At 68.7% G+C, this 24,059-nt stretch carries 19 protein-coding genes and 1 riboswitch; of the genes, 12 read left to right on the top strand and 7 right to left on the bottom strand.

Translation table 11 applies throughout. The features are described from left to right. Nucleotides 1-4: 4 nt before the first annotated feature. The 6 genes from FB461_RS11765 to FB461_RS11740 are packed head-to-tail and all read right to left on the bottom strand — an operon-like array spanning nucleotide 5 to nucleotide 6,642. A complete protein-coding gene (locus FB461_RS11765) occupies nucleotides 5-3,382 on the bottom strand; it encodes a hypothetical protein (RefSeq protein WP_142121760.1) in 3,378 nt (1,125 codons plus the stop codon). After that, nucleotides 3,379-3,846, bottom strand: a complete 468-nt coding sequence (locus FB461_RS11760) for a phage tail protein (protein ID WP_142122352.1) — start codon at nucleotides 3,844-3,846, stop codon at nucleotides 3,379-3,381. The genes FB461_RS11765 and FB461_RS11760 overlap by 4 nt, the downstream gene beginning before the upstream one ends. Beyond that, the gene (locus FB461_RS11755) at nucleotides 3,839-4,012 is read right to left on the bottom strand and encodes a DUF6760 family protein (RefSeq protein ID WP_342776134.1); all 174 of its coding nucleotides are present in this window, start codon (nucleotides 4,010-4,012) and stop codon (nucleotides 3,839-3,841) included. The genes FB461_RS11760 and FB461_RS11755 overlap by 8 nt, the downstream gene beginning before the upstream one ends. A gap of 5 nt (nucleotides 4,013-4,017) precedes the next feature. Next, entirely contained in the window at nucleotides 4,018-4,548 is a 531-nt protein-coding gene (locus tag FB461_RS11750; RefSeq protein WP_142122348.1) for a hypothetical protein, read from the bottom strand. Continuing rightward, nucleotides 4,545-5,024 (bottom strand): phage tail protein, encoded by a 480-nt coding sequence (locus tag FB461_RS11745; RefSeq protein WP_142122346.1) that lies wholly within the window; start codon nucleotides 5,022-5,024, stop codon nucleotides 4,545-4,547. The genes FB461_RS11750 and FB461_RS11745 overlap by 4 nt, the downstream gene beginning before the upstream one ends. A gap of 46 nt (nucleotides 5,025-5,070) precedes the next feature. Next, a complete protein-coding gene (locus tag FB461_RS11740) occupies nucleotides 5,071-6,642 on the bottom strand; it encodes a phage tail sheath family protein (protein WP_142122344.1) in 1,572 nt (523 codons plus the stop codon). 254 nt (nucleotides 6,643-6,896) lie between these two features. Between FB461_RS11740 and FB461_RS11735 the strand changes: the two genes are divergently transcribed. From FB461_RS11735 to FB461_RS11685, 11 genes are all read left to right on the top strand, one after another. Continuing rightward, nucleotides 6,897-9,518: a helix-turn-helix transcriptional regulator gene (locus tag FB461_RS11735; RefSeq protein WP_142122342.1), complete on the top strand. Its 2,622-nt coding sequence runs from the start codon at nucleotides 6,897-6,899 to the stop codon at nucleotides 9,516-9,518. Between the two features lie 88 nt (nucleotides 9,519-9,606). Beyond that, complete coding sequence (locus FB461_RS11730; protein WP_142122340.1) at nucleotides 9,607-10,893, top strand: uracil-xanthine permease family protein; 1,287 nt, start codon at nucleotides 9,607-9,609, stop codon at nucleotides 10,891-10,893. A gap of 117 nt (nucleotides 10,894-11,010) precedes the next feature. Further along, complete coding sequence (locus tag FB461_RS11725) at nucleotides 11,011-11,991, top strand: AAA family ATPase (RefSeq protein ID WP_211349921.1); 981 nt, start codon at nucleotides 11,011-11,013, stop codon at nucleotides 11,989-11,991. Then, the gene (locus tag FB461_RS11720; RefSeq protein ID WP_142122335.1) at nucleotides 11,988-13,280 is read left to right on the top strand and encodes a DUF58 domain-containing protein; all 1,293 of its coding nucleotides are present in this window, start codon (nucleotides 11,988-11,990) and stop codon (nucleotides 13,278-13,280) included. The genes FB461_RS11725 and FB461_RS11720 overlap by 4 nt, the downstream gene beginning before the upstream one ends. Further along, on the top strand, nucleotides 13,277-15,625 hold the full coding sequence (locus FB461_RS11715; protein ID WP_142122333.1) for a transglutaminase TgpA family protein: 2,349 nt from the start codon (nucleotides 13,277-13,279) through the stop codon (nucleotides 15,623-15,625). The genes FB461_RS11720 and FB461_RS11715 overlap by 4 nt, the downstream gene beginning before the upstream one ends. Then, complete coding sequence (locus FB461_RS11710; RefSeq protein ID WP_142122331.1) at nucleotides 15,622-16,116, top strand: septum formation family protein; 495 nt, start codon at nucleotides 15,622-15,624, stop codon at nucleotides 16,114-16,116. The genes FB461_RS11715 and FB461_RS11710 overlap by 4 nt, the downstream gene beginning before the upstream one ends. A gap of 214 nt (nucleotides 16,117-16,330) precedes the next feature. Further along, complete coding sequence (locus FB461_RS11705) at nucleotides 16,331-17,770, top strand: ABC transporter permease subunit (RefSeq protein WP_246046247.1); 1,440 nt, start codon at nucleotides 16,331-16,333, stop codon at nucleotides 17,768-17,770. 16 nt (nucleotides 17,771-17,786) lie between these two features. Beyond that, nucleotides 17,787-18,773 carry a branched-chain amino acid ABC transporter permease gene (locus tag FB461_RS11700; RefSeq protein WP_142122329.1) on the top strand — a complete coding sequence of 329 codons (987 nt, stop codon included), beginning with the start codon at nucleotides 17,787-17,789 and terminating at the stop codon, nucleotides 18,771-18,773. Further along, on the top strand, nucleotides 18,763-19,755 hold the full coding sequence (locus FB461_RS11695; protein WP_142122327.1) for an ABC transporter ATP-binding protein: 993 nt from the start codon (nucleotides 18,763-18,765) through the stop codon (nucleotides 19,753-19,755). The genes FB461_RS11700 and FB461_RS11695 overlap by 11 nt, the downstream gene beginning before the upstream one ends. Before the next feature lie 10 nt (nucleotides 19,756-19,765). After that, nucleotides 19,766-20,539, top strand: a complete 774-nt coding sequence (locus FB461_RS11690) for an ABC transporter ATP-binding protein (protein WP_142122325.1) — start codon at nucleotides 19,766-19,768, stop codon at nucleotides 20,537-20,539. Continuing rightward, nucleotides 20,540-21,088, top strand: coding sequence for a GNAT family N-acetyltransferase (locus FB461_RS11685; RefSeq protein WP_246046246.1), 549 nt, complete (start codon nucleotides 20,540-20,542; stop codon nucleotides 21,086-21,088). A 271-nt stretch (nucleotides 21,089-21,359) separates the two neighbouring features. Here FB461_RS11685 and FB461_RS11680 read toward each other — a convergent pair whose 3' ends face one another. After that, nucleotides 21,360-22,652 carry an ABC transporter substrate-binding protein gene (locus tag FB461_RS11680; protein ID WP_142122323.1) on the bottom strand — a complete coding sequence of 431 codons (1,293 nt, stop codon included), beginning with the start codon at nucleotides 22,650-22,652 and terminating at the stop codon, nucleotides 21,360-21,362. Nucleotides 22,653-23,020: 368 nt separating this feature from the next. Next, nucleotides 23,021-23,167: riboswitch (cyclic di-AMP (ydaO/yuaA leader) on the top strand. Between FB461_RS11680 and FB461_RS12390 the strand changes: the two genes are divergently transcribed. Then, nucleotides 23,168-24,010 carry a C40 family peptidase gene (locus FB461_RS12390; protein WP_246046245.1) on the top strand — a complete coding sequence of 281 codons (843 nt, stop codon included), beginning with the start codon at nucleotides 23,168-23,170 and terminating at the stop codon, nucleotides 24,008-24,010. The last annotated feature ends 49 nt before the right edge of the window (nucleotides 24,011-24,059 follow it).

Raw genomic sequence — 24,059 nt, 5'->3', positions numbered from 1 at the left:
CACGTCAGTACACCCCTCGATCGCTGCGCCAAGCCCACCGCTCGGTCTCGGCAAGAATTCTGTCGTCGACTACGCCGCGCACCCGCGATTCGAGCACTGCATCGAGCCGCGCGTCCACGAGCCGCAGGACCTGGTCCACGACCTGGGTGGCAGGGCTGCTGTCACTGCCGCCGTCGCCAACGTTCGCCGAATCGAAGGATCCGGCGTGCACTCGCTGAGAGACTTCCCGGCGCAGCGCGTCGGCGAACTCGGACTGGCCCTCGGGTCTCATGGTTTCTCCTATCGAGGACGAGCTTTCCGGCGCCAGCCAGCGGCGGATGATCGGCGATCCGGGTGCGCCCGTCCCGGCGGGAGCGGGACCGCTGGCGCTGGCCGGGACCGCCGGCGCGCGGCGCGATCCGCCCGGGGACGCGGACGTGGCCGACGAGGACCGGGGCGCGCGCCCCACGACCGGCGCGGACGACTTGTCCTGCGGCGCGGCGCCGGCTCCCGGTGGCGGGGCGAAGCGCCACCCGCTGGGGATGCGAGGACGAGTCTCCCCGCTCGTCCATGCGAGCCTGCGAATAGGGGTTGCGGACCCACCCGGAGCCGCTGACGGAACTCCTGGATCAGTCGGTGCCAGGCCGGGCTGGCGCGAGGCGGTCGCAGGGGAGAGCGCCGTCATTCGAGCCGACGCGATCGGACCGGAGAAACTTGCTTCGCGTGCGCCGCTCGCGGCCGAGGTGAACCGCGCGACGGGGTCTGCGGGCGCGGCAAGCGATGCCTGCGGTCCAGCGGCAGGACCTGAACCCTGTCGCGCCGCGGGCGTCGCCGCAGTGGCATTGTTAGCGCCGCCCGCGCGGGGGCCAGTGAGGCCGCCAGCTTCGCGAGCAGCACCCGCCTGCGCATCCGCCTGCGCGCCCGGCCGCCCGACCTTGGGCGCCACGGATCCGGGCTGGCCGGTGTGCCTGCGCACCGTGGAACCCGCCCGCGTGAGCCACGCGGAGTCGCCGCGCTGGGTCGCGCTGTCGAGGTGCGCCTCGATGGGGACGTGTGACCAGGAGGGACCGGCGCCGAGCGCACGCGCGAATGCGGGCGGACGCCCGAAGGCGCCCGTCGAACCCGCCATACGTCCACCTGCCGCCGCGCCGGTGATGCGGTGGTGGCCGCCACCCGCCAGCCGGTGACTTGGCACGCCCCCGCGCTCGAGGGTCGCGACCGCACCAGCCCTCTCACCGCTCGCTGACGTAGTGCCGGCTGCACTGCCCGTTGCGAGACGGCGCACCGGCTGGCGCGCGCTACCCTCGCTTGCGGTGGACGTGCTGGGCGCGGTTGTCGTGCTGACGGTCGTCTTGCTGGGCGCGGTCGTCTTGCTGGGCGCGGTCGTCTTGCTGGGCGCGGTCGCCGCCTGCCCGCCGCTCTGGGAAGATGCCGCCGGGGCCTCGACGGCCTGCCCCACCGCCTGCGGCGCGGCGACCCGACCGGCTACGTCGGCAGTTCGCGACGCCACGGCCGAGGCGGGGACGTCCCGCGCCGGCGAGGACGCACCGGCAACCGACGCCGCGCTCGCGGCCGCCGCGTGGCTGCCTGGCGCTGATGTGCGCGGGCTGGCACCCGCTCCCTGCGCCGGGCGCGCAGAACCGATGCGGGCTATCGCACCGACTGAGGCCGAAGCGCGAGTTCGACCGGCATCGGCGCCCGCATCGTCCGCGGGCGTTCGGGCCGCGCTCGCCGCGACCGGCGACCACACAGACGACCTGGCGGCTACGGACGTGCTTCCCGCGTCGCGTAGGGCACCGGCACCACTGAGCCGGCGGATTCTGGTGGGATGGGGCGCGACCTGCTCCTGCCCGACCTGATGGGGACGCAACGTCGCGAAGGGGAGCGACTTCGGCGCGACCGATGACACGGCTCCCTTCGGCCCCGGTTGGTGACGCGCTCCGGCGGTCCGAAGGATGGGCTGATCTCCGGCGCCTGGTCTAGCCGGATTGCCGCGTCCCGCATCGATCTCGCCCGCGTAGCTCGAAGCAGGGCTGAATGATGCGCTGGGCGCAGCACCAGGGGATGCGGCCCCGCCGCTCGGCAGCGATCCGTCAGAACCCGCCTCGGACAGGGCGCCAGGATTCGCATCGGCCTTAGTCGATTCGGAATGCAGCGGGCCGGGATTCGATGCGGCCGCGCCAGCGGAAGGCGGCGCGGGCAGCGCGCCAGCCTCGTTCGCTCCGGCGGCGCCACTGACCCGGGCGCTCGCCGCGCCATCGCCCGGTAGTCCGGCCGTGGCGCCTTGAGGCGAGGAACTGGCGGACGCACTGGCGTTCGCTTGCGCGGCGGCGTTGACGGATCGGCGGATCGGCTCCGCCGACTCAGAGCCGTGCTGCGATGGCGGTGTCGCAACCGGACTCGACGCTTGCGACGGGGACTGGGTAGCGGTGCGCGGATTGTCGGCGACGGGTGCCACGGGCGCGGTTTCATTACTCGAACGCGAGGACGCCGACTGCGCACTTCCAGCGCGATCGCCGCTCAGCCGAGCGGAACTCGCACCGGCGGCTCCGGCGTTCGGCGCGGCGGACGCGGACCTGGGCGCGGCGGACGTTGACCTGGGTGCGGCGGACGTTGACCTGGGTGCGACGGGCGCGATCTTGGGCGCGGGAGACAGTCGGCTCGGGCGCGGGCTCGCTGCGACCGCCTGCCGCTGGGCCGCGGCGCGTACTGCCATCTGGCGGCGGACGAGCCTGCCGGCATCCGGCATGATGGGTGTGGCCACTGCCGAAGTGTCACGGGGAGCGGCGGCGCTCACGGCCGGAGCCGCGGGCGTCGACAGCCGGGATTCCGCTCCCCCGGTGTTCCCCGCCGGGGGTTCCTTCTTCGCCACGCGACGCGGTGCGCGGTCGGCCGCCGTCGTCAGGTTGCCGACCGCGGCAACCTCAGCGGGCAGTCGCATGGGCACGACCTTGGGAGTGGTCGTCACCCACGATCCGGTCGGCCGGGCCTCACTCGGAGCAGGCATCGGCCGCACGACTCGGGCGATCCCCCTGGCCCCAGTGCCATGCTCGGTGGGCGCCTCGCCCATGGCCGTACCGAACGCCGTTTGTTCCCGCCACCAGCGCGGCGGGCGCGGCTGTAACTCTGCTGGGGCGCTCCCCCGGACGGATGCGCGACTCACCGGGCGCGGGCCGATCGAGCTGCGACGGACCATGACCGGACGCCCCATCGCCCCGGCGAAACTCATGGCCGCACCGGCGACCGAGCCGATGAGCGGCGGACGCCTCGTCCCCACGGGCGGGCCGGGACGGCGCCAGCGCCGAACGATCAGCGAGCCCAGCGTCGGCCTCGCCACCCCCGCGGCGGGCGATTCGGCTGCCACGACGCCGTGGGCGTGCGGGCCATCATCCTGCGCGCTCATGGCGTCCTCGACTTGAATCCGTGATGGGCGATCTCGAGCGATTCCTCGAGCATCTGCTCCGAATCCACATTCAGCTGCGGCCCCGTCCAGCGGACGGCGAACACGTCGTTGAACTGCCAGGTGCGCAGCCGCTGGCCCTGCCAGTTCACGACCGTTACGGCCCCGGTGGTCCTCGTCAGCTTGTTGTCGTTCGCGGCGAAGCCCTCCCCTGCGGACTTCGACACCCAATCGAACAGGGCGTCGGACTCGATCAGTCCGCGTCGCAGCACGATGTTGGGCCAGCGCATGCGTCCCGGGAACCGGTGCACGTAGCCGTTCTCGCCGCCCTCGGCGTACTCCTCGACTCCAACTGTCAGTTCGAGGCCACTCACCTCGCGGAATACGCCGATAGTGACGCCGTCGACCTCGAAGATGAACTGCGAGGCATTACTGGGCTCGCCGCCCAGCAACTGCGTCTCAGGCATTCGCCTTCACCGCCTCCCACGCTCGATCGTTCATTGCCGAGACCGCGCGCACCATGCGCACGCGGTCGAGGTGTTCCAGGTCCAGGAGGTCATCCATGGACCAGTGCAGGTGATACGCCAGATAGGCGATCTCCTGCCACAGCGCTTCAATCGGATACCGCAGCATTGCACTCAACGCGATTCGCTTGGGATCTCCTCGATGGCCGAGCGTCCCGGCCGCGGGGCAGCGGGAACATCCGCCGGCTCCGCGGGTGCGACAGGCTCGTCTTCCGGCGCCTGCGGCGAGGACGAGGCCTCCGCCGCGATCGGGGCCGCATCGGCCACGGCAGGCGTCGAGGCCGCCGCGGGTGCGGAGGTCGAGACCAACTCGGCCGACTCAGCCGATACGAAGGCCTCGTATTCGGCCTGGGTGCCGAAGTTGATTACGCCGTAGAAGTCCTGCAGGTACGCGAGATCGGCCGCGAACAGCGACTCGATCTCGCGTATCGTCACGAGGTCAAGCGAACCGAGTCGCTCGACGACCCGCGCCAGGACGATGACCGTCAGGCGCGGGTCGTCGGGCCCCGAGATCGTGGGATCCCTGAGGGGCTCAAGCTCGTCCCGCGCGGTCGCCAGACGCATCACGCCGCTGCGGTGAACCGCACCGGAATCGTCGACGTAGCCGCGCGGGAGCGTGAACTCGTACCGAGTCTGAAGACTCACTTGACCCGCTCGAGTCGCTCGATGGCGATCGTGATGGTCTCCTTGACGACCTCGTTGGAGTCGACGGAGAGCTGGTCGGTCGAAATCTTCGACGGCCACCCGTTGAAGAAGTTGAAGCGCGCCACTTCGCCGCGGGCGGAGTCATACAGCACGATGGAGCCGTTCTTGCGCTTCGCGGCGCGGTCCGTCGCGACTAGCCCGCCGCTGCGGATGTCGCTGAACCACTTCCACATGGCGTCGTTGGTGATGTCGATCGGCGCCACGCGGGTCAGCGAGAGGTCGGGTGACTCAACGCTCTGGCCGAGCGCCTTGACCTGCTGCTTCTGGCCTTCCGCACCGGCCTGCGTGGCCTTGGCGACGCCTACCTCGATGTCCAGGCCTGAAACGGAGATGAGCTGCGTGATGACCTCGCCGTCGACCTCCAGGAAGAAGTTCTGCGCGATGATCGGGTCAGTGGTGAAAAGTCCGGCGGACATGATGTCTCCTTAAGAGTTCTGAATTCTTGGGTCGAAGCCGGTCGCGCTAGGACGCGCTCTGCTTGTTCTGGCTGATGCGGAAGATGACGAACTCGGCGGGCTTGACCGGCGCGAGGCCGACCTCGACGATCAGCTTGCCCTGGTCGATCGACTCCGGGGTGTTGGTCGTGGAGTCGCAGCGCACGAAGAATGCCTGGTCCGCCGAGGCGCCGAACAGCGCGCCCTGCTGCCAGAGGCCGTGGAGGAAGCCGGTCAGGGTGCGCGTCACGCCCTCCCAGAGCTTGACGTTGTTCGGCTCGAAGACCGCCCACTGGGTGCCCTCGAGGATCGTCGATTCGACCATGTTGAACAGGCGGCGCACATTCAGGTACTGCCAGTCGGTGTCCGACGAGAGCGTGCGGGCACCCCAGATGCGGATGCCGCGAGCGCCGAACGGACGGATGGCGTTGATACCCAGCGGGTTCAAGATGCCCTGCTCGGTCTGGGTGATGCCGCGCTCGACGTCGAGCACGCCACGGATCGTGTCGTTCGCGGGAGCCTTCCAGACGCCGCGCGTCTCGTCCGTACGCGCCCAGACACCGGCGACGTGACCCGACGGCGGGATCAGCACCTCGGCCTCGGCACCCTGTCCGACCGGGTTCTCCACCTTGATCCACGGGTAGTACAGCGAGGCGAATGCGGAGTCGAACTGCGCGACCTCGGTGCGCCACTCCTTAACCTGCTGCGGGGTGAGCCCGGGAGGCGCGTCGAGGATTGCCACGCGGTTCGAGTGCTGCTCGCAGTGCGCGATCAGCGACGTCTGGACGGCCTTCCACAGGCCGAGGTCGAGGGTGCCGTCCTCCTTCGTAGCGGCCGTCACGAGGTCGGGCACGGCCACGATCGTGACGTCGTCGGCGATGGCCAGCCCGCTGATGCCGGAGCGAGCCGATTCCGAGCCCGCGAACTTTCGGCCGGTTACGGGGACCGGCACCGGCGCCGCCGTCTCGAGGGTGTACGTGCCGGGCTTCAGGAGCTCGAGCTGGCTGGCAAGGTCCACGTCCGAAGCGATGTCGACGGCGATCTTGATCTTGGTGGCCGTCGCGTTGACGGTCTTGACCGCATCGTTGGGCCCGCCGATGGTCAGACCGGAGAACGACTCGACGACCTCGTCGCCGTCGAGCACGGTGAGGTTGAACGGCGCGGGGCCGTCCTCGGCGTCGTCCGCCGGCTCAGCCGACTCGATGACGATGGAGAGCGCGGCATCGGGTTCCACGGACTCGATGGACAGCGGGGTGCCGAGCGAGCGGTCGGCGGCCGGGATTGCGCCGCGCGCGGGCTCGCCAGCCGGTTCGGCGTTGGGGATGCGGACGATGTACGCCTGCGTGCCGCCGTTCAGGAAGTAGCCGTAGACGGAAAGCGGGAGAACCGCTCCCGCCACGAAACCGCCGTACAGCTTCTCGTACTGGGTCCAGCTCGTGACGAGCCGTGGGGCAAGGCCCTGCGGGTCGTTCGGGTCGTCCGCGGGCGCTTTCTCGGTGAAACCGACAAAGGCCGCAACCGCGGTCGGAGCGGACGTGAGAACCTTCTGGGACGAAGGTACCTCTTCGACGTATACGCCAGGTGCAGTGTAAGTGGGCACTGGTCAGCCTCTCTGTGTTGATCACGATGCGCGCGGGCATGACCGCGCACGCTAAATCCGCAGGTCGACCGCCGTTTCTTCGCAACCGTATGCGCACCCATTGACCCAGAGCATCCGTAATTGATACCGAGGTTTCACTTCCGCCAGGGATAGTGCCAAAATAGGTCCAACGTCCCGCGCGAGCGGGAGTGATCACGAGCGGCGCCCAGCGCCTACCTGTGATATCCCCTCCAGTTGGATTGGGTTTAGCGAACATGACCGTTCTCGATAGCGAGAATGTGCCCTCGGATGCCGCGGAGAAGGCAGCAACGTCGCCTGCCAGCGCCATCCCGCGGCAGTCAGAACTAGAGACGATCGTCAGCGCCGCCAGGCAGGGTACCTCGACCCTGGTAGTAGGGGACGCAGGAGTGGGCAAGACGCAACTCGTCAACGCGGCCGTGGCGCTCCTCGACGGCGAGTCCCGGAGCACCGCGGCGTGGTTCATCGACGAGGCGGACACGAATCTCGCCAGTTTCCTCGCGATTGACGGTTCACCGGACTCGCCGGCGCGCCTCGCGGACGCGATCCTTGAATCGTTCGGGGACAACCCCCCGGCGGTGCTCAGAATCGAGGACGCGCAGTTGCTCGATGACGTCAGTTCGCGCGCTGTAGTCCGGCTCATGCAGCAACGTTCCGTCACGGTCATCGTCACGATGCGCGCCACATCCGCGCGCCACCAGCCGTGGGTCGCGGCCTGGAAGAACCTCAGCGCCGCCCGGGTCGATGTCCGCCCGTTCGACCGCGCCGAGACCGAGGCGTTCCTCACCGCCGTGCTACGCGGGCCCGTCACCTCCGACACCGTGTGGCGCGTGTGGCGGCTAACCGGGGGCAATCCATTCCACATCGCCCAACTCGTCAACGAACAGGCGACCGCCCGCGGATTCCTGGAAATAGAGGGCGTCTGGCTGTGGGACGGGCAACCCAGTCCGGATGCCCGGCTCTACGACATCGCGGGCGACGACCTCAGCAGGCTCGCCGCGGACAGCCGGACCGCTCTCGAACTCCTCGCCCTCGTGGGCCCGTTGCCCGACCACCTCCTGCGCGACCTGACCGACGAGGCGCAGATCCGCGATCTCGACAGGCGCGGGCTGCTGTCGATCCAGAAGCGCACCACCGTCAACGGCTCGTTCGAGGTACTCACCGGCGTGATGCACGACCTGTACGGCCAGGCGGTGCGCAGTCGCATCTCGTCCCGGCGGCGCGCGGAACTGCTGGACCTCATCGAGTCCCATGCTCCCAACCGGGCGCACTACCGGCCCTTCATGAGCCAGTACGCGAGCCTCGTGCTCGAGTGCGGCCGCCCCATGGCCCCGGAAATAGCCATCGCGGCCGTCCGGGCTCTGATCCTCGAGCACAAGCCGCGCACGGCCATCCGCGTCGCCACCGATGCCGTCATCGAGGGTGCCACCATCGCCGACGACCTCGAACTCCTGCTGCTGCGCGCGGACGCCCACCGGACCATCGACGACCCCGATGGCGCCGCCCGCGCCCTCGGCGAGGTCGAGCAACTCCTCGCTCTGCTCCCCGCGGCCGACGTAGCCGAGCACGCGCGCCATATCCTCACCCACGCGCGGGCGCTCGCCGCGCTGGAACAGTTCCACTTCGACCGACACCCGCGCGCGCACGAGATCCTGCAGCGCCACTGGGACCGCCTGGCGGATCACCTCGACCCGCAGAGCACCGCCGTCTGGGATCGCGCCTTCACCATCGTCAACCTCACGCATCGCGCATACGCCGGCGAGCACGCCGCCGTATGCGCCGAGAGTCTCGATCTCCTCTTGGAGCCGACGGCTCAGCATCAGGACCTGCTCATCTCCCTCGCGGCGCCCACAGCGCTCGGCCTCGCCGAGCTCGGCCGGGTCGGGGACGCGCTCGAACTGTCCCGCAGATACATCGCGGCGGCCTACGCGCACCTCGACAGTCACGCGTGGGGTCCGGCCGAACTCATCGCCGCGCACAGCCTCATCCTCTTGTGGGCGGGGGATCTGGAGCCGCTGATCCAGCCCCACCCCACGATCCACACGGACCGCGATCCCGCACAGGTCGACCGGGTGATGGACCACATCGGCCGCGCCTCGATCGCCATGGCCCAGGGCTCCTGGTCCGCCGCCGCCGTCGAATTCCACGCGGCAAACGCCCGCTTCGCGCTCGTCGACACACCGGGAATGGCTTCGTTCACCCTCTACGGGGAGGCGCTGGCCCTCGCCGCGAGCGGTCGCAGCGCGCAGGCGTGGGCAGTCCTGGAGAAGGCTCGCGGATCGAACCGGCGGATCATGAACGTGATCGGCACGCACCTGGACCTCAGCGAGCTCGACACGCTCATCTGGTTGCGGGACGCGGGCGCGGTTCCCCTGGCTCGCCGGCTCGCGGACGAGTTCCGGGCGGCGGGATACGGCCGAGCCGAGATGGAGGCACTGCACAGGTATGTCACGCGTACGCTGGCGGGGCGAAGCGGTGGTCCGGGCAAGCAACCCGATCTCGCGGACGTGACCAGAGCCGTCGAGCGGATGGAGGAACTCGTCCAACACGTGGATTCGAAGCGCGCCTCGCTACTCGCCCAGCACGCGCGAGCCGTGCTCGACGGCGACAGTGACCTGGCGGTCGTGCGCGAGCGCGACCTCAACTACGCGGGCCTGTGGCTCGCCCCGGCGCGCGAGGCAGCCGATCTGACCCGCCGCGAACGCGAGATCGCCACGCTCGCCTGCGGGGGCATGTCATCGAAGGCGATCGCGCAGCGGCTCACCGTGTCGGTGCGCACGGTCGATTCCCACCTCTCGCGCGTATTCGCCAAGACCGGGGTCCATTCGCGCGAAGAACTGACGCGCGTCCTACGCTGAGCGGGTCGGGCGCGACGATGGGCACCTGAGGGAAATCCTGGGTCCTTTGCGCTACTCGATGCCTGCCGGGCGATAGATACTAAGAACCATGAAACTCCCCTCTGCACTGTCCTGGACCAAGCACGGCGACGGCAAAACCATAGCGCCCGGAGCGGTCGTAGCGCCCCACGAGCGCCTGAGCTGGCCGCGCACGATCGGCATCGGCACGCAGCACGTGCTGGCGATGGCGGGCGCGACGCTACTCGTCCCCGCCATCACCGGATTCCCGCCCAGCACCACGCTGCTTTTCTCGGGTATCGGCACTTTCCTCTTCCTGCTGCTCACGCGCGGACGCGTCCCGAGCTACCTCGGCTCCAGCTTCGCCTTCATCGCGCCGATCTTGGCCACCAAGCAGGACTACGGGATGGCCGGTGCCCTCGGCGGCATCGTCATCGCGGGTTTCGCGCTGTTCCTCGTCGGACTCATAGTCCAGGCCGCGGGGACGCGCTGGATCGAGGTCCTCATGCCGCCGGCGGTCACCGGCACCATCGTCGCGCTGATCGGCCTCAACCTCGCGCCCGTCGCCGGGGATAACTTCAAGGCCGGGGCCGTCGAGGCGACCGTCACGCTCGCGGTGATCATTCTCACCGCGGTGCTCTTCCGCGGCATCCTCGGCCGGCTGTCGGTGATGCTGGGCGTGGTCGTGGGCTACATCGTGGGCGCGCTGCAGGGCCACATCAACTACGGCCTGCTCGGCGAGGGCAAGACCTTCGACGACTTCGCGTGGATCGGCCTCCCGTCCTTTCACGCCCCGGCGTTCCACGTCACGACCGTGGGCCTGTTTCTGCCCGTCGTCCTCGTCCTAATCGCGGAGAATGTGGGACACGTGAAAACCGTCGCGCAGATGACCGGCAAGAGCCTCGACGCGTACACCGGCCGCGCACTCATGGCGGATGGCCTCGCGACCGTCGTCGCCGGGTCCGGCGGCGGGTCCGCCACCACGACGTACGGTGAGAACATCGGCGTGATGGGGGCCACGCGCGTCTACTCGACCGCCGCCTACTGGATCGCCGGCGCGACCGCCGTCCTGCTGGCATTCTCGCCGAAGGTCGGTGCGGTCATCCAAGCCATTCCCACGGGCGTGCTCGGCGGCGCGGGCGTGGTGCTGTACGGAATGATCGGCATCATGGGCGCAAGGATCTGGGTGGACAACAGGGTGAACTTCAGTTCGTCCCCGAACCTCATGAGCGCGGGAGTCGGCATCGTCATCGCCATCGCGGGAATCACCTGGAGCATCGGCAACATCGAATTCGGCGCCATCGCGCTGGGCACCATCGCCACGCTCGTCGTGTTCCACGGAATGCACACCATCGGCCGCTGGCGCCGGACCATCTAGCCAGCGGAAACTCAGCAAACCTGGCACCAACGCTGTTACGTTAGTGGGTGTCCGCGTCTCATCAGTGGGAGCGGGCACCCACTGCTCTCGTCGCTGCTAACGATTCAAAGGGGAACCGTGTCCCAGTCAACTACCGCTCCCCCTGAGCAGCTCACCGAACTCGCGGCGGGGGTCTCGTCCTTGCGGACCGGCCTGGCGAGCGTCATCACCGGCCATCCGCAACTCATCGACACGACCATTGCCGTTCTCCTGGCCGGCGGGCACATCCTCATCGAGGATGTGCCGGGCGTGGGCAAGACGACGCTAGCCAAGGCGCTGGGCCGACTCATCGACACCAAGGTGGGGCGCATCCAGTTCACGCCGGACCTGCTTCCCAGCGACGTCACGGGCGTGACGATCTTCCACGGCGTGGAGGGGCAGTCCTCCTTCCGCCCCGGGCCAGTGTTCGCGAACATCGTAATAGCGGACGAGATCAACCGCGCCTCCCCCAAAGCGCAGTCCGCGCTGCTGGAGTGTATGGCGGAACGCCAGGTTACAGTCGACGGCGAAACCTATCCGCTGCCGGGCCCTTTCCTCGTCGTAGCCACCCAGAACCCGCTGGAGATGGAGGGCACCTACCCGCTGCCCGAGGCGCAGCGGGACAGGTTCATGGCCAGGCTCGACGTGGGCTACCCGTCGTACGAGGCGGAACTGCAGATGCTCGAGCAGCGCGAGGCCGGCGATCCGCTGGACGACCTGCAGCCGGTGCTGGAAGCGGCGACCATCTCGCGTTTCGCGTCCCTGGTACGCCGCGTGTACGTCACGCCGTCGCTCAAGGCGTACCTGGTCCAATTGGTCGCGGCAACGCGCCAGCATCCCATGGTCCGCGTGGGGGCTTCGCCGCGCGCCACCCTGCAGCTCACCCAGGCGGCGCGCGCACTGGCGGCCACCCGCGCGCGCAACTTCGTCGTGCCTGACGACATCCAGGCGATCGCGTTGCAGGTGCTCGCGCACCGCATCGTCATGTCACCGACGGCCCGCGCCGAGGGCGTGAGCGCCAGCGACGTGGTCTCGCAGGTCCTCGCCACCGTCTCGCTCCCACCACCGACGACGGCGTGAGCGATGGCACGAATCTCAAAATCCGCGGTCGTTTCACGGCGCGCGGTTGGTTCATTCTGCTCGCCGGAACCACCCTGGTGACCTTCGGGGTGCTTACCTCACTGCGCACCCTCCTCGTCGCGGGGACCACGATGCTGCTCGCCGTCGCGAGCGCGATCGGCCATCAGGCGTGGCTGCGCCGGCGGCTGCGCCGAGCCGAACTCCGGGTCACGCGCACGACGGACCCGCCCTCCCCGGCGTGGGGCACGCCCACGGCGATCTCCGTGCGCCTCTCCGGTCGGCGGCTCCCGCGCGTGATCGCCTGGTGGTTCGGCACCTGGATCGTGGACCAGGTGAGCGCGCAGGTCGCGGGGTACGAGGGCACGGTCGCGCTGCAGTTCAGCCGCGGCGGCTGGGAGACGCAGTATCGCGTCACCCCCTGGGCGCGCGGCGCGTGGCCGCTCGGCCCCATGACGCTTCGCTTCACCGACCCGATGCGGCTCAGTGTCCTGCGCCTGTCGCATCCGCAAACGACGACGCTGAACGTGCGCCCACGCGTCTCGCATGACGTCTCGGGCACAGAGGCGGATTCGGCGCACACGACCGGTCTGATCACGGACCGGGCGCCCGGGACGAGGCGCCCCGACACGGACGACACCGCGCTACGCGAGTACTCCCCGGGCGACGATGTGCGGCGCGTCCACTGGCCCACCTCTGCGCGACGGCGCAGGCTGATGGTGCGGGCAGAGGAGTCGGCACCGGCCCGCCCCGTCGCGGTCGTGCTGGACGGCCGGCTCGTCAGGCCCACCGGGGCCCTCGCGAACGCGCTCGGGGTGGTCAGCCAGCGCAGCCACCGCGCGAACGCGGCGGCGCACTGGCCCGTCGATCTCACCGCGTCGATAGTCGAGGCGCTGACCGCGGCCGGGAGGCGCGCCACGCTGCGGATCACGGCCGCGTCCGGCTACGCCGAGCCACTGCTGGCGGACGAGGTGATGGACGCGCTCACGCTACTGCCGGACCTGTCCGAGTCATCGCCGCCCGCGGAGCTGATCGGGGCGATCGCGACGCTCGAGAACCAGAGCGTGGTGGTGATCCTGGCGCCGCTCGGTGACGCGGAGCTCGCGCGGCTCGACAACCTCGTGCGCGGGGCACGCAGCAGGAATCGCACGGCCATCGTGGTGGGCGGGGACGATCCGGAGCGCAGCGAACTCACCGCCCGCGCGTTCGCGCGCGGCGGCTGGCAGGTGGTCGCCGCGACGGCGCCCGACGACTCGGTACTGGCAGTCTGTCACCAGGTGGTGGCGTCGTGATCGCCCGCCGGGCCGCGCTGGTGACCGTCCGCACGCTCCTGCTCCTGGCGGTGACGATCTTCAGCATGCACGCCCTGACGCCGCTGCTCGACGGGAGTGGGTCGTTCGCGACGGCGACGGTATCCCTGCTGATCGTGGCCGGAATCACGCTGGGAAGCCGGCTGGCCCTACTGACGGGAAGCTGGCGGGACCAGCGGTTCATCTGCGAACTCGTGCCGCTGGGCGCCGGGGTGGCGTCGGCGCTGATCATCACGCTGGTCAGGTTCGGGAACCCGGGCGGCGGCGCGCTGGCCACCGTGGATCACGGCGATGGCCTAGGTGGCCTTCTCGGCAAGCTCGCGGATCCCGTCACCCAGCGGATCCAGGGCGTCGCCGACACGCTCAGCCCGCTGGGCAACGAGATCAAAACCGGGTCGATCCCGGTGCGCGCGAGCGAGGCGATCACGGCCGCCGTCGTCATCGGCGTAGTACTCATCTACGTCATCGCCGAGCCGTTGGTCGTGGGACTGGGGGCCGGCTGGCTCGCAATCCTGCCGCTCGGCGCGCTGTGGTCGGCACCGCTCATCTTCGTGCGCGAGGTCCCGTGGCCGGCGCTGGCCGGATCGCTCGTCGCCTATCTCGCGCTGCTGTGCCTAAGGCGAACCGACATCTGGTTCCTCACGCGCCGGCTGACAGCCGCACTGGTGGCTGGCGCGCTACTCGTCGCCGTGGGGATGGCGGGCGGGACGCTCGCCCTGCACGGGCAAGAACCACATGCCCTGCAATGGGGCGGTGGTGCGGCTCCCCAGAACATCGGGCCGTTCGCGCTCACGCACACCGTGGACGTGGGCAAGTCGCTCACGGAGCGCAGCGAAGTCGTCGCCTACGTCTACCGGGACGATCTACTTCTTGGCGAGGATGCCACCGAGGAGGAGCGCCGCGCCGTCGAGGACATCCGCAACTCACCCATGCGCATCACGACGTCGATCGACTTCGACGGTCAGACGTGGTTCGTGGGTGGCAGGCAGGGCGATTCGGTGATCGTAAGCGCGGGCGGGATGGTTAATCTCCCTGACGATGCGAGCGGTGATGACAACGCCGCGGCCGAGCCGACGCGAGGCTTCACGCGCCACGTCGCCCTGAACAACCTCGACGACACCCTCCTGCCGACCGTGCTCTCGCCGTTCAGCGTTGACGGAGCCACCTCACGCTTCACGGCCTCCTCCGGTGAGCTTGCGCTGGCGCGGAGCGCCGGCACGACCAACTACTCGCTGACGTCTTACGTCAGGCCGTGGACCGCGGATGAACTGCGCGAGGTATCGCAGTCGCTCGACCTGTCCGGGCTGGACCCGGGATACACCACCGTCCCCGCTCTCGCCCACGCGAGCGAGACCGCCGCGCTGGCCGCGCGGGTAACGGCCGGAAAGGACACCCCGTACGATCAACTGGTCGCGCTCCAGGAGTACTTTCGCGACCCCGCCAACTTCACGTATTCGACCGATCTGGACCCGGTGCTGGACGGCGACCCGGTGTGGTCGTTCCTCCAGTCCCGCCGTGGCTACTGCGTGCAGTTCGCCACGTCGATGATCGTGATGGCTCGCTCCCTGGGCCTCCCCGCCAGGTTCGCGCAGGGCTTCCTGCCCGGCACCCGCGCGGCGGACGGGACGATACAGGTGACAGGCGACCGGGCCCATGCGTGGCCGGAGTTCTACTTCGGCTCACTCGGCTGGGTTCGCTTCGAGCCGACACCCGCCACCCAGAGCTCCGCCGCGCCGTCGTGGACGCGCGAGCCGAGCGAATCGTCACCTTCCCCGAGCCCCAGGCCCAGCAGGACGCCGACCCCCACGCCGTCCAGGACCACCACGCCCGCCCCCACGACCCCATCGTCCCGGCCATCCGCGTCTCCGGCGGGGCGGGCCGCAAATGGACGAGTCCTCCTCGCGCTCGGGCTCGCCGGCGTGCTCGCAGCGGGCGGCGTGGTCGCTTTCGTCCTGGTGCGGCGGCGCAGGCGCGCGGCGATCGTGACCATCGAGCACCAGTGGAAGCTGGTCGTACGGGCGGCGGCCAGGGCCGGGCTGCAGCCGGACACGTCGACCACTGCGCGGCAGTTCGGCGACCGCGTGCTGGCGCGCTACTCCCAAGCGCGCGTGGAACAGTCCATGCCGCGTCACCAGTCGCCCAGCGTCGCCGCGACCGCCCGGGCCCTGGACGTTCTGGTCCAGGCTCTGGAACTCGCGCGCTACTCCGACCCCGGCCAGGCCGCGGACCGGCCGGCCGCCGACGAGGCATCCGAGCGCGCACAGTCCGCCGCGGCGACGATCGTCGCCGCCCTGGGGCTCATCAAGTCCGCTGGGGAGGAATCGTGACCATACTGCGCATGCCGGCGCGACCCGGTCGGATGGTCGCGCTACTCGCGTACGGACTCGTCGCGCTCATTCTCGCCGGCGTGCTCGGCGTCTGGGCGACCGGAGTGCTCCTCGCGCGCGAGAACCGCCTGCCGGTGCGCGTCACCCACGCCTCGCACGCACGTGCCGATCAGCTCGCGCCCGGGCATTGCCTCAAGACGCTGCCGGAGGACGGCACGGTCGGCGTGGTCGTGGTCGTACCGTGCGATCAGGCCCACAAAGCTCAGGTCATCAAGGTGTGGGAGCTGCCGGGCGAAGCGGGCGCGCGGCCGTCGGCCAACTCGTGGCAGAGCGAGATCGACTACAACTGCAACGCCGGCATGCTCAGCGACGCCCCGGCGGACCTGGGCTTCGTCGTCTGGATCCCCACGCAGAGCGGTTGGGAGAGCGGGGACCGGCGAGCGGTCTGTCTCGCGGAAGCGACCGCCCTGACCAGTTCGTTACTGGGCTGACCGGCGCCAGCCCGCTCGCCTGCCGGCCGGAGCGCGTCCTAACAGAGCCGAAACCGCCCCATCGCGCTTAGGCACGCCCCCGTGACGGGTGCGAAACGGCCCGGATACATTGCCTGCCTAAAGTCACTAAGGAACCTCTCGGACTGGCCTGAGTCACCTCGGGTAGCAGGAAAATCCTGGCGCAGCCCGAGCATCATGCTTCCGGAGGACGCTCATGGCGCATCACCCAGATGACTGTGAGGTGGCCGCGATCGCGGCTACTGAACGCACCGACCCAGCCAGACGATGGTCGCGCCTGGGGGCGACCCTGCTGGGGCTGCTCGGATTCATCTGGCTACTCACGCCCGGAACCGCGTTCGCCGACGTGACATCGGCCACGAAGTGCGCTCCGACCGGCGAGATCGGGTGCATCATCGTCAATGTCCTCGGCGGCGACAACTCACCGGTCGCGGACGTCGGGATTTCGGTTGCACAGGGCACCGACCCGGCCACCACGGCCACCTCCACAGCGGATGGGCCGACCGCGTTCGAGGCGACGACGGCCGAGGTGTACACCGTCTCGCTGGACCCGGCCACCCTCCCGAACGAGTACGCCGCCAGCGACATCGCGGACGTCGACGTCACCGTCCAGATCGGCTCGACGGCGCGCGCAACCTTCCGCCTCGCGGAGGGTGCCGCGCCCTCCCCCTCGCCGTCCAGCGACGCGACGAAGGACTCGTCCTCCCCCGCGCCCAGCCCCGACGCGAGCGCTGGGACGTCATCCGGCACCGGGATCAGCGGTGATCGCGTATGGCAGCAACTCGCATCCGGGCTCCGCTTCGGACTGATGCTGGCGCTCGCCTCGCTCGGTGCGAACCTCATCTACGGCACGACCCGCGTGTCGAACTTCGCGCACGGCGAGCAGGTGACGCTCGGCGCCGTCCTCAGCTACCTGTTCGTCCAGGCAGGACTGCCGCTGTGGCTGGCCGCGATCCTGTCCATCGCCATCTGCGCGGGCACCGGCTGGCTACAGGAGGCCGGGATCTGGCGACCGCTACGCAAGCGCGGAACGCCCGTCACGCAGGTCATGATCGTCACGATCGGGTTGTCGATTGCGCTGCAATTCCTCATCCAGTTCATGGTCGGAACCGGAACCTTCCAGGTGATCGGCGGGAACCCCACCACCTGGACGATCGGGCCCGTCACCATGACGAAGGTCTCCTTCCTCGCCATGGGCCTGGCGCTTGCCGCGCTCGTGGCTATGGCGCTGTTCCTAACCCGGACGAGGCTCGGCCGCGCAACGCGCGCAGTCTCGGACAACCCCGCGCTGGCCTCGGCGACCGGCATCAACACGAACGCCGTAATCCGGCTCGTATGGACGCTCGCGACGGGCCTCGCCGGGCTGGCGGGCCTGCTATTCGCGCTGATGTACGGCGCCGCCAACTGGAACATGGGCATGCAGATGCTGCTGCTCATGTTCGCCGCAATCACGCTCGGCGGGCTCGGCACGGCGAACGGCGCGCTGGCGGGATCGCTCGTCATCGGACTGGCCGTCGAGCTGTCGAGCCTGTTCCTCCCCAGCGATCTGCGCTACGCGACCGCACTGTTCATCCTCATCCTCGTCCTGCTTGTACGCCCCCAGGGCATACTCGGGCGTCGCGACCGGATCGGCTGAAAGGTAGACCCCCACCATGGACTGGGCACGCGTACTGCAACAGTCACTGGGCGAACTCATCGCCCCGACGACCGCCGCCTATGTGCTCGCGGCGATCGGACTGAACGTGCACTTCGGCTTCACCGGACTGCTCAACATGGGCCAGGCCGGGTTCATGCTGCTCGGCGCCTACGGGTTCGCCATCGCCACGATCCAGGGCGCCTCGTTCTGGGTAGCCCTGCTGATCGCGGGCGTTTCAGGCGCCGTCTTCGCGCTGATATTGGGTATCCCCACGCTGAAGTTGCGCGGGGACTACCTGGCGATCGTGACGATCTCTGCCGCCGAGATCATCCGCATGATCGGACGTTCGACGGTCTTCGACCAATGGACCGGCGGCTCCTCGGGCCTGACCGGCAACTCGTTCAAGTCGGAATTCCAGTCATTGTCGTTCCTGCCCGACGGCACGACCACGATCGGTCCGTGGGGCTACGCGAACAACGGGTCGGACTCGTGGTGGCTGCGCATCGTGGCGTGGACGCTCGTGGCGCTGGCCGTGCTCCTGGTCTGGCTCCTGACCCGCAGTCCGTGGGGCCGAGTGCTGCGCGGCATCCGCGAGGACGAGGACGCCGTGCGCGCCCTCGGGAAGAACGTCTTCGGATACAAGCTGCAGGCGCTAGTGACGGGCGGGGTGCTCGGCGCGCTCGCCGGGGTGATCTATATCCTGCCCCGCGCGGTTCAGCCCGACTCGATGGGACGCACGATGACGTTCTGGGTGTGGACCGTGCTGCTGCTCGGCGGGGCGGCCACCGTGTTCGGTCCCGTGATCGGTTCGATGATCTTCTTCAGCGTCTACATGTTCGTCCGCTCCGGCATGCGGATCGCCGTGCCGGAATCGGCGCTCACGAGCACTCAGGTTGAGCAGTTCGGCGGCCTGCTGGTGGGCGTGGTGCTGATGCTGCTGGTGATCTTCAGACCGCAAGGCATATTCGGGAACAAGAAGGAGCTGGCTTTCGATGGTCACTGAGAATTCCGATGGGCTAGCTCCCGAGTCGCCGGCGGACGAGCGCTCCGCCTCGCCCTCGATCACGTTGCCGCAGGACTTCACGGCGCACGCGCTCTCGTTCGTCAAGCCCGAGGTCGGCGTCGCGAAACCCGACGCGATCCTCACCGCCAAGGACGTCACCCGCTCCTTCGGCGGCATCCAGGCGGTCGACGTCGAGTACGTGGAGTTCCAGCGCGGCGCCATCACCGCGCTGATCGGGCCGAACGGCGCCGGCAAGACGACGTTCTTCAACCTGCTCACGGGCTTCGACCGCGCCGACGGCGGTACGTGGACGTTCGAGCGCACCGATATGGCGAACAAGTCGGCGGCCTGGGTCGCCCGGCACGGCATGGTGCGCACCTTCCAGCTCACCAAGGCGCTGTCCCGGCTCACCGTGCTGGACAACATGCTGCTCGCCGCCAAGCGGCAGCGCGGGGAGAGCTTCGTCGGCTCGCTCGTCAAGCCCGCGTGGGCCGGGCAGGAGAAACGGAACACCGAACGGGCGATGGACATCCTCTCCCGGTTCAAGCTCGACGCGAAGGCGGCTGACTTCGCGGGATCGCTGTCGGGCGGTCAGCGCAAACTGCTGGAGATGGCGCGCGCGCTCATGACGAACCCGAAGATCATCATGCTGGACGAACCGATGGCGGGCGTCAACCCCGCACTGGTCCAGTCCCTCCTGGGTCATATCCAGGCGCTGCGCGACGAGGGCATGACGGTGATCTTCGTGGAGCACGACATGCACGCGGTGCGGCACATCTCCGAGTGGGTCGTCGTGATGGCCGAGGGTCGGATCGTCGCCGAGGGGCCGGCGGATTCGATCATGGAGAACCAAGCGGTCGTCGACGCCTACCTCGGTGCGCGGCACGACGTTGACCTGGGAGACGACGCGCTGATCGATCCCGATCAGCTGGCAAAGCTCATGGCAGTCCGCCAGCGCGATCTCGCCGAGCAGGGCAAGTAGGAGGCGCACGATGACGACGAACGTTACCGAACCGGTACTGGTTGCCGATGATCTCGTGGCGGGCTACCTGCCAGGGGTGAACATTCTCAACAAGTGCAACCTCGAGGTGGCGCCCGGCGAACTCGTCGGCATCATCGGGCCGAACGGTGCCGGCAAGTCAACGCTGCTCAAGTCACTGTTCGGGCTCGTGGACGTGCGCTCCGGCACCGTGCGGCTCGAGGGTGAGGACATCACGAACAAGAAAGCCAACTCGCTCGTGGCGCGCGGAGTGGGCTTCGTGCCGCAGAACAACAACGTCTTCCCCTCACTCACCATTGAGGAGAACATGCGCATGGGCGTGTTCCTCAAGCCAAAGCTGTTCGCCGAGCGCTGGGAGTACGTGGTCGATATCTTTCCCAAACTGGCCGCGCGCCGCACCCAGCGCGCCGGGCAACTCTCGGGCGGTGAGCGGCAGATGGTCGCCATGGGGCGCGCGCTGATGATGCGCCCCTCCGTGCTCCTCCTCGACGAGCCCTCCGCCGGTCTTTCCCCCGCCCTGCAGGACGAGGCCTTCATCCGCACCCGCATGATCAACAAGACCGGCGTTTCGGTCGTCATGGTCGAACAGAACGCGCGGCGCTGCCTGCAGATCTGCGATCGCGGGTACGTCCTGGATCAAGGACGAGACGCCTACGTGGGGCCCGGCCGGGAACTGCTCAACGATCCTAAGGTGATCAGCCTCTACCTCGGAACCCTCGCCGCCGACGTGGAGAGCGACGCCGCCGAACGGAAGGCCCAGGCGTAGGTGGCGATCGAAGCCGGCGACGGCGAACTCGTGACCGCCGGCAGCGGCGCGGCCGCCCCTACGACCATCCGGGATGCGTCCCCCGCCGACTGGCCGGGAATATGGTCGTTCATGCGGTCAATCCTTGCCGCCGGCGAGACGTACTGCTGGCCAGTCGGATCGAGCGAGGATGACGCCCGGGCCTGGTGGATGTCTAAACCCTACGGGCGCGTGTTCGTGGCCGTCGCTACCGGCGGCGAGATCATCGGCACCGCCGAGGTGCACCCCAATCAACCCGCCCAGGGCTCTCACGTGGCCGGCGCGGGATTCATGGTGTCCCCCGCCGCCGCGGGGTGCGGCGTTGGCCGCGCACTCGCGGAGCACGTCATCGAGGCCGCACGCGCGGACGGGTATGTCGCCATGCAGTTCAATGCCGTCGTGGAGACGAACGCAGCCGCCGTGGCCCTGTGGAAGTCGCTCGGCTTCGCCGTCCTCGCCACGATTCCGAGGGCGTACCAGCACCCGGCCTTCGGCCTGGTCGGACTGCACGTCATGCACCGCAAGCTGTAGCCGCCCCGGACCACCACTTACCGCGCGCCGAGACTAAGTCGCGTTGGTGGACCTCTGCGTCCATTGGTGACGTTTCGCGGTCCACCGCAAATCGCCCGGGCGCACAGCACCGCACGGAACGGACGGGCAGACGGGCCGGCGTGAGGTCGTCCGAAGGGCCCTCGATGGCGCCGGGGCATATCTCGCCGAACCCGACGGGAACACAGTGGCCAAGCAAAGGCGCCGCCCCGCGAACCATTCGCGGGGCGGCGCCTTACCTTGTCAGGGTGAGTTAGATCTTGCCCTCTACTGCGTGGTCGAACACCGGCTTGTTGTCGGCGTCGAACTTGTAGACCCCGATGTACGCCGATGACGGATCCATCTGCTCGTTGATCGGGCCGATACCGGCGACGCCCTTGTAGGCGATCTCCTTGCCCTCGGCGAGAGCCGCGACACCGTCGGCGTAGGTTGTGACCTCCACCGAGCCCTCCTCGGACCCGGACACCGCCCGGAGGTTGTCGGCGATGGTCTGCCCATCAGTGGCACCGCCGCGGACGGCCGCGAGAGCGGCGAGGATCGTCGCGTCGTACGACTCGGGACCGTAGGAGAAGTCCTTCAGTGCCGCGCCCTCGTTGGTCTCGTGCCAGTCCGAGAGCCGCTTCTGGAAGTCCTCCGGCGCCTGCGCTCCCGGAATCGTGCCGAGCGCGCCCTCGAGCGTACCGGCGTCGAAGTTCTCCGAGTAGTCGGCCGTGTTGCCGTCACACAGGAACACGTTGGACGCATCCCAGCCGGCCGAGAGCAGCGCCTGAATGATGGCCACCGTCTCCTCGAAGGCCACGATCACGATCGTGTCGGGCTTGGCCGCGAGCAGTTCCGAAACGTAGGAGGCGAAGTTCGACTCGCCGGGCGGGAACTCCTGGCCGCCGCCGGTCGCGCCGTAGACGACCTCGCCGCCGCCGGCCTCAATGGCCTTCTGTACGTTGTCGCGCAGGCCGGTTCCATAGTCCTCGTTCTGGACGAGGATTCCGACCTTCGTGTGGCCGGCGTCGAGCACCGCGGATCCGAGCGCCGCGCCCTGGACGGTGTCCGGCGGAGCGGTGCGCGAGTACAGCGGCGAATAGCCCGAGAGCGTCGTGGAGGTGTTCGCCGGGGAGATCATCATGATCCCCGCCTCCGTGATCTGGTCCACAACGTTCAGCGACACTGAGGACGAGGCCGCGCCGATAACGACGTTTGCCTTCTTGCTGATGAGCTCGGTGGCCCCCTGGGTTGAGACGTTCATGTCGGTCGAGTCGCCGGAATCGGCGGCCACGATCGACACGTCCTTCCCGAGAACGCCACCGGCCTCGTTGATGTCCTCGACCGCGAGGCCGACACCGGCGACCTCCGGCGGGCCGAGGAACGCGAGCGTACCGGTCACGGGTAGCAGGGTACCCACTACGAGCGCATCGGAGGTGGCGGCGGGCGTTTCCGTGCCGGTGGACGTTGCGGTGGACGAGGTGCTGTCCGAGCTGCAACCGGTTAGCGCAAGGGTGGCCGCAGCAAGAAGCGCGACCCCAGCGGTGAGTGTCTTTCTCTGACTCATGTTTCCTCCGAGTAGTGTCGATGACCGTACTCAGCACGCTAGGGAGCCTGGATTTCACCTTCGGGAGGGTGCCGTTTCAGGAAGGTGAAACCAACGTCTCGTTTTGGTCACGACGCGAAACGTGCGCGACATAGCCGCATCCCGTGTGCTGAGTTGTGAAGAACTTGCGCGGATTCGACCAATTGTGAGACAACTCACATTCCTGCGATGACCTGGTGTTTTGACCCGCAGTTGACGCAACTTTGCCGCCCTGAACCGGTCCTTGACCCGAGAATCCCGGGTTTCCCCAAGAGCCCCGCTTAGTGTGGTTCTCGTTTGTTCCACGGCCCACAAGGCCTGGACCTCGCGACCGGACGCCGAGCGCTGCCACCGGTTGCGGGCCCCATAGACACGGCAGCGGCGGGGGACCCACGGCCGGAACGTTGATTCCGGCGGGGGTGAAGCTGGCACAGCCAGCCGGGCAGACCTTGAGCCCGAACCCGACAGCTAACTTCGCAGGCGTCGAGAGGTAACTTGTGACGATTGACGTCAGCAAGAGCGCCACCGTGCGCTCACAGCCCGCACTGCGGGCTGGAACCCGACTCACCACACCCCTTGCAGTCGCCGTCGCGACGATCCTGGGAGCGACTGTGCTCGCCGCGGCTCCCGCGGCGAACTCGTCCACGGCCATCCCCGCGGCCGCCACCACAGCCATCCCCGCGAAGAAGGCCGCGAAGAAGCGCGGAACCCACAAACTCCGCCTCAAGGTGCGCAAGTCCGACACGACAGTGGTCAAGGGGCACGACCGCATCACCCTGCGCATCAAGACCAAGGGGGCGGGCAAGAAGGCGCGCGTCGTCGTGAAGTGGAAGGGCAAGAAGGTTGCCGTTCGCACGATGAGGGCCAGCGTCATCAAGCTCCGGCTCCCCGCAAAGCTGCGCTCAGGCAAGGGCCGCCTTGCCGTCATCGTCCAGCCGGGCAAGGCCGCGAGCGCCAAGGGTGTTCGGGCGAACGTCAAGCGCGTGCGCATCCGCGTGCTCACAACGCGCCAGGCCGTGGTCCTCGCGGCGAAGGAGCAGATCGGGGTCCCATACCGGGCAGCCGGGTCCACGCCCCGCGGCTTCGATTGCTCCGGGTTCACCAAATACGTCTTCAAGGATGCGCTCGAAAAGAACCTGCCGCGCACCTCGTCTGCCTACCGCAGCATCGGCAAGCGCGTCTCGCGCAGCAAGGCAAAGCCCGGCGACATCATCTGGAGTCCCGGCCACGTAGCCATCTACCTCGGCGGCAACAAGATCATCGACGCGCCGCGCCCCGGCAAGACCATTCAGGTTCGCGCCATGTACCAGCGCAGCCCGGTGTTCGTATCAGTTCTTTAGGATCTCCGCGAGTTATAACGGTCACAAAAAACGCTTCGGAGGCGGTTTT

It is taken from the genome of Rarobacter faecitabidus (assembly GCF_006716265.1).
Classification (GTDB): Bacteria; Actinomycetota; Actinomycetes; order Actinomycetales; family Cellulomonadaceae; genus Rarobacter; species Rarobacter faecitabidus.
Note: the sequence above shows the minus strand (reverse complement) of the source record. Positions and strands in the feature narration are given on the sequence as shown.

Bases quoted from the DNA above. Each gene is read 5' to 3' on its own strand.
- FB461_RS11765 (WP_142121760.1), bottom strand. From the start codon at position 3,382: ATGAGCGCGCAGGATGATGGCCCGCACGCCCACGGCGTCGTGGCAGCC.
- FB461_RS11760 (WP_142122352.1), bottom strand. From the start codon at position 3,846: ATGCCTGAGACGCAGTTGCTGGGCGGCGAGCCCAGTAATGCCTCGCAG.
- FB461_RS11755 (WP_342776134.1), bottom strand. From the start codon at position 4,012: ATGCTGCGGTATCCGATTGAAGCGCTGTGGCAGGAGATCGCCTATCTG.
- FB461_RS11745 (WP_142122346.1), bottom strand. From the start codon at position 5,024: ATGTCCGCCGGACTTTTCACCACTGACCCGATCATCGCGCAGAACTTC.
- FB461_RS11735 (WP_142122342.1), top strand. From the start codon at position 6,897: ATGACCGTTCTCGATAGCGAGAATGTGCCCTCGGATGCCGCGGAGAAG.
- FB461_RS11730 (WP_142122340.1), top strand. From the start codon at position 9,607: ATGAAACTCCCCTCTGCACTGTCCTGGACCAAGCACGGCGACGGCAAA.
- FB461_RS11705 (WP_246046247.1), top strand. From the start codon at position 16,331: ATGGCGCATCACCCAGATGACTGTGAGGTGGCCGCGATCGCGGCTACT.
- FB461_RS11700 (WP_142122329.1), top strand. From the start codon at position 17,787: ATGGACTGGGCACGCGTACTGCAACAGTCACTGGGCGAACTCATCGCC.
- FB461_RS11695 (WP_142122327.1), top strand. From the start codon at position 18,763: ATGGTCACTGAGAATTCCGATGGGCTAGCTCCCGAGTCGCCGGCGGAC.
- FB461_RS11690 (WP_142122325.1), top strand. From the start codon at position 19,766: ATGACGACGAACGTTACCGAACCGGTACTGGTTGCCGATGATCTCGTG.
- FB461_RS11680 (WP_142122323.1), bottom strand. From the start codon at position 22,652: ATGAGTCAGAGAAAGACACTCACCGCTGGGGTCGCGCTTCTTGCTGCG.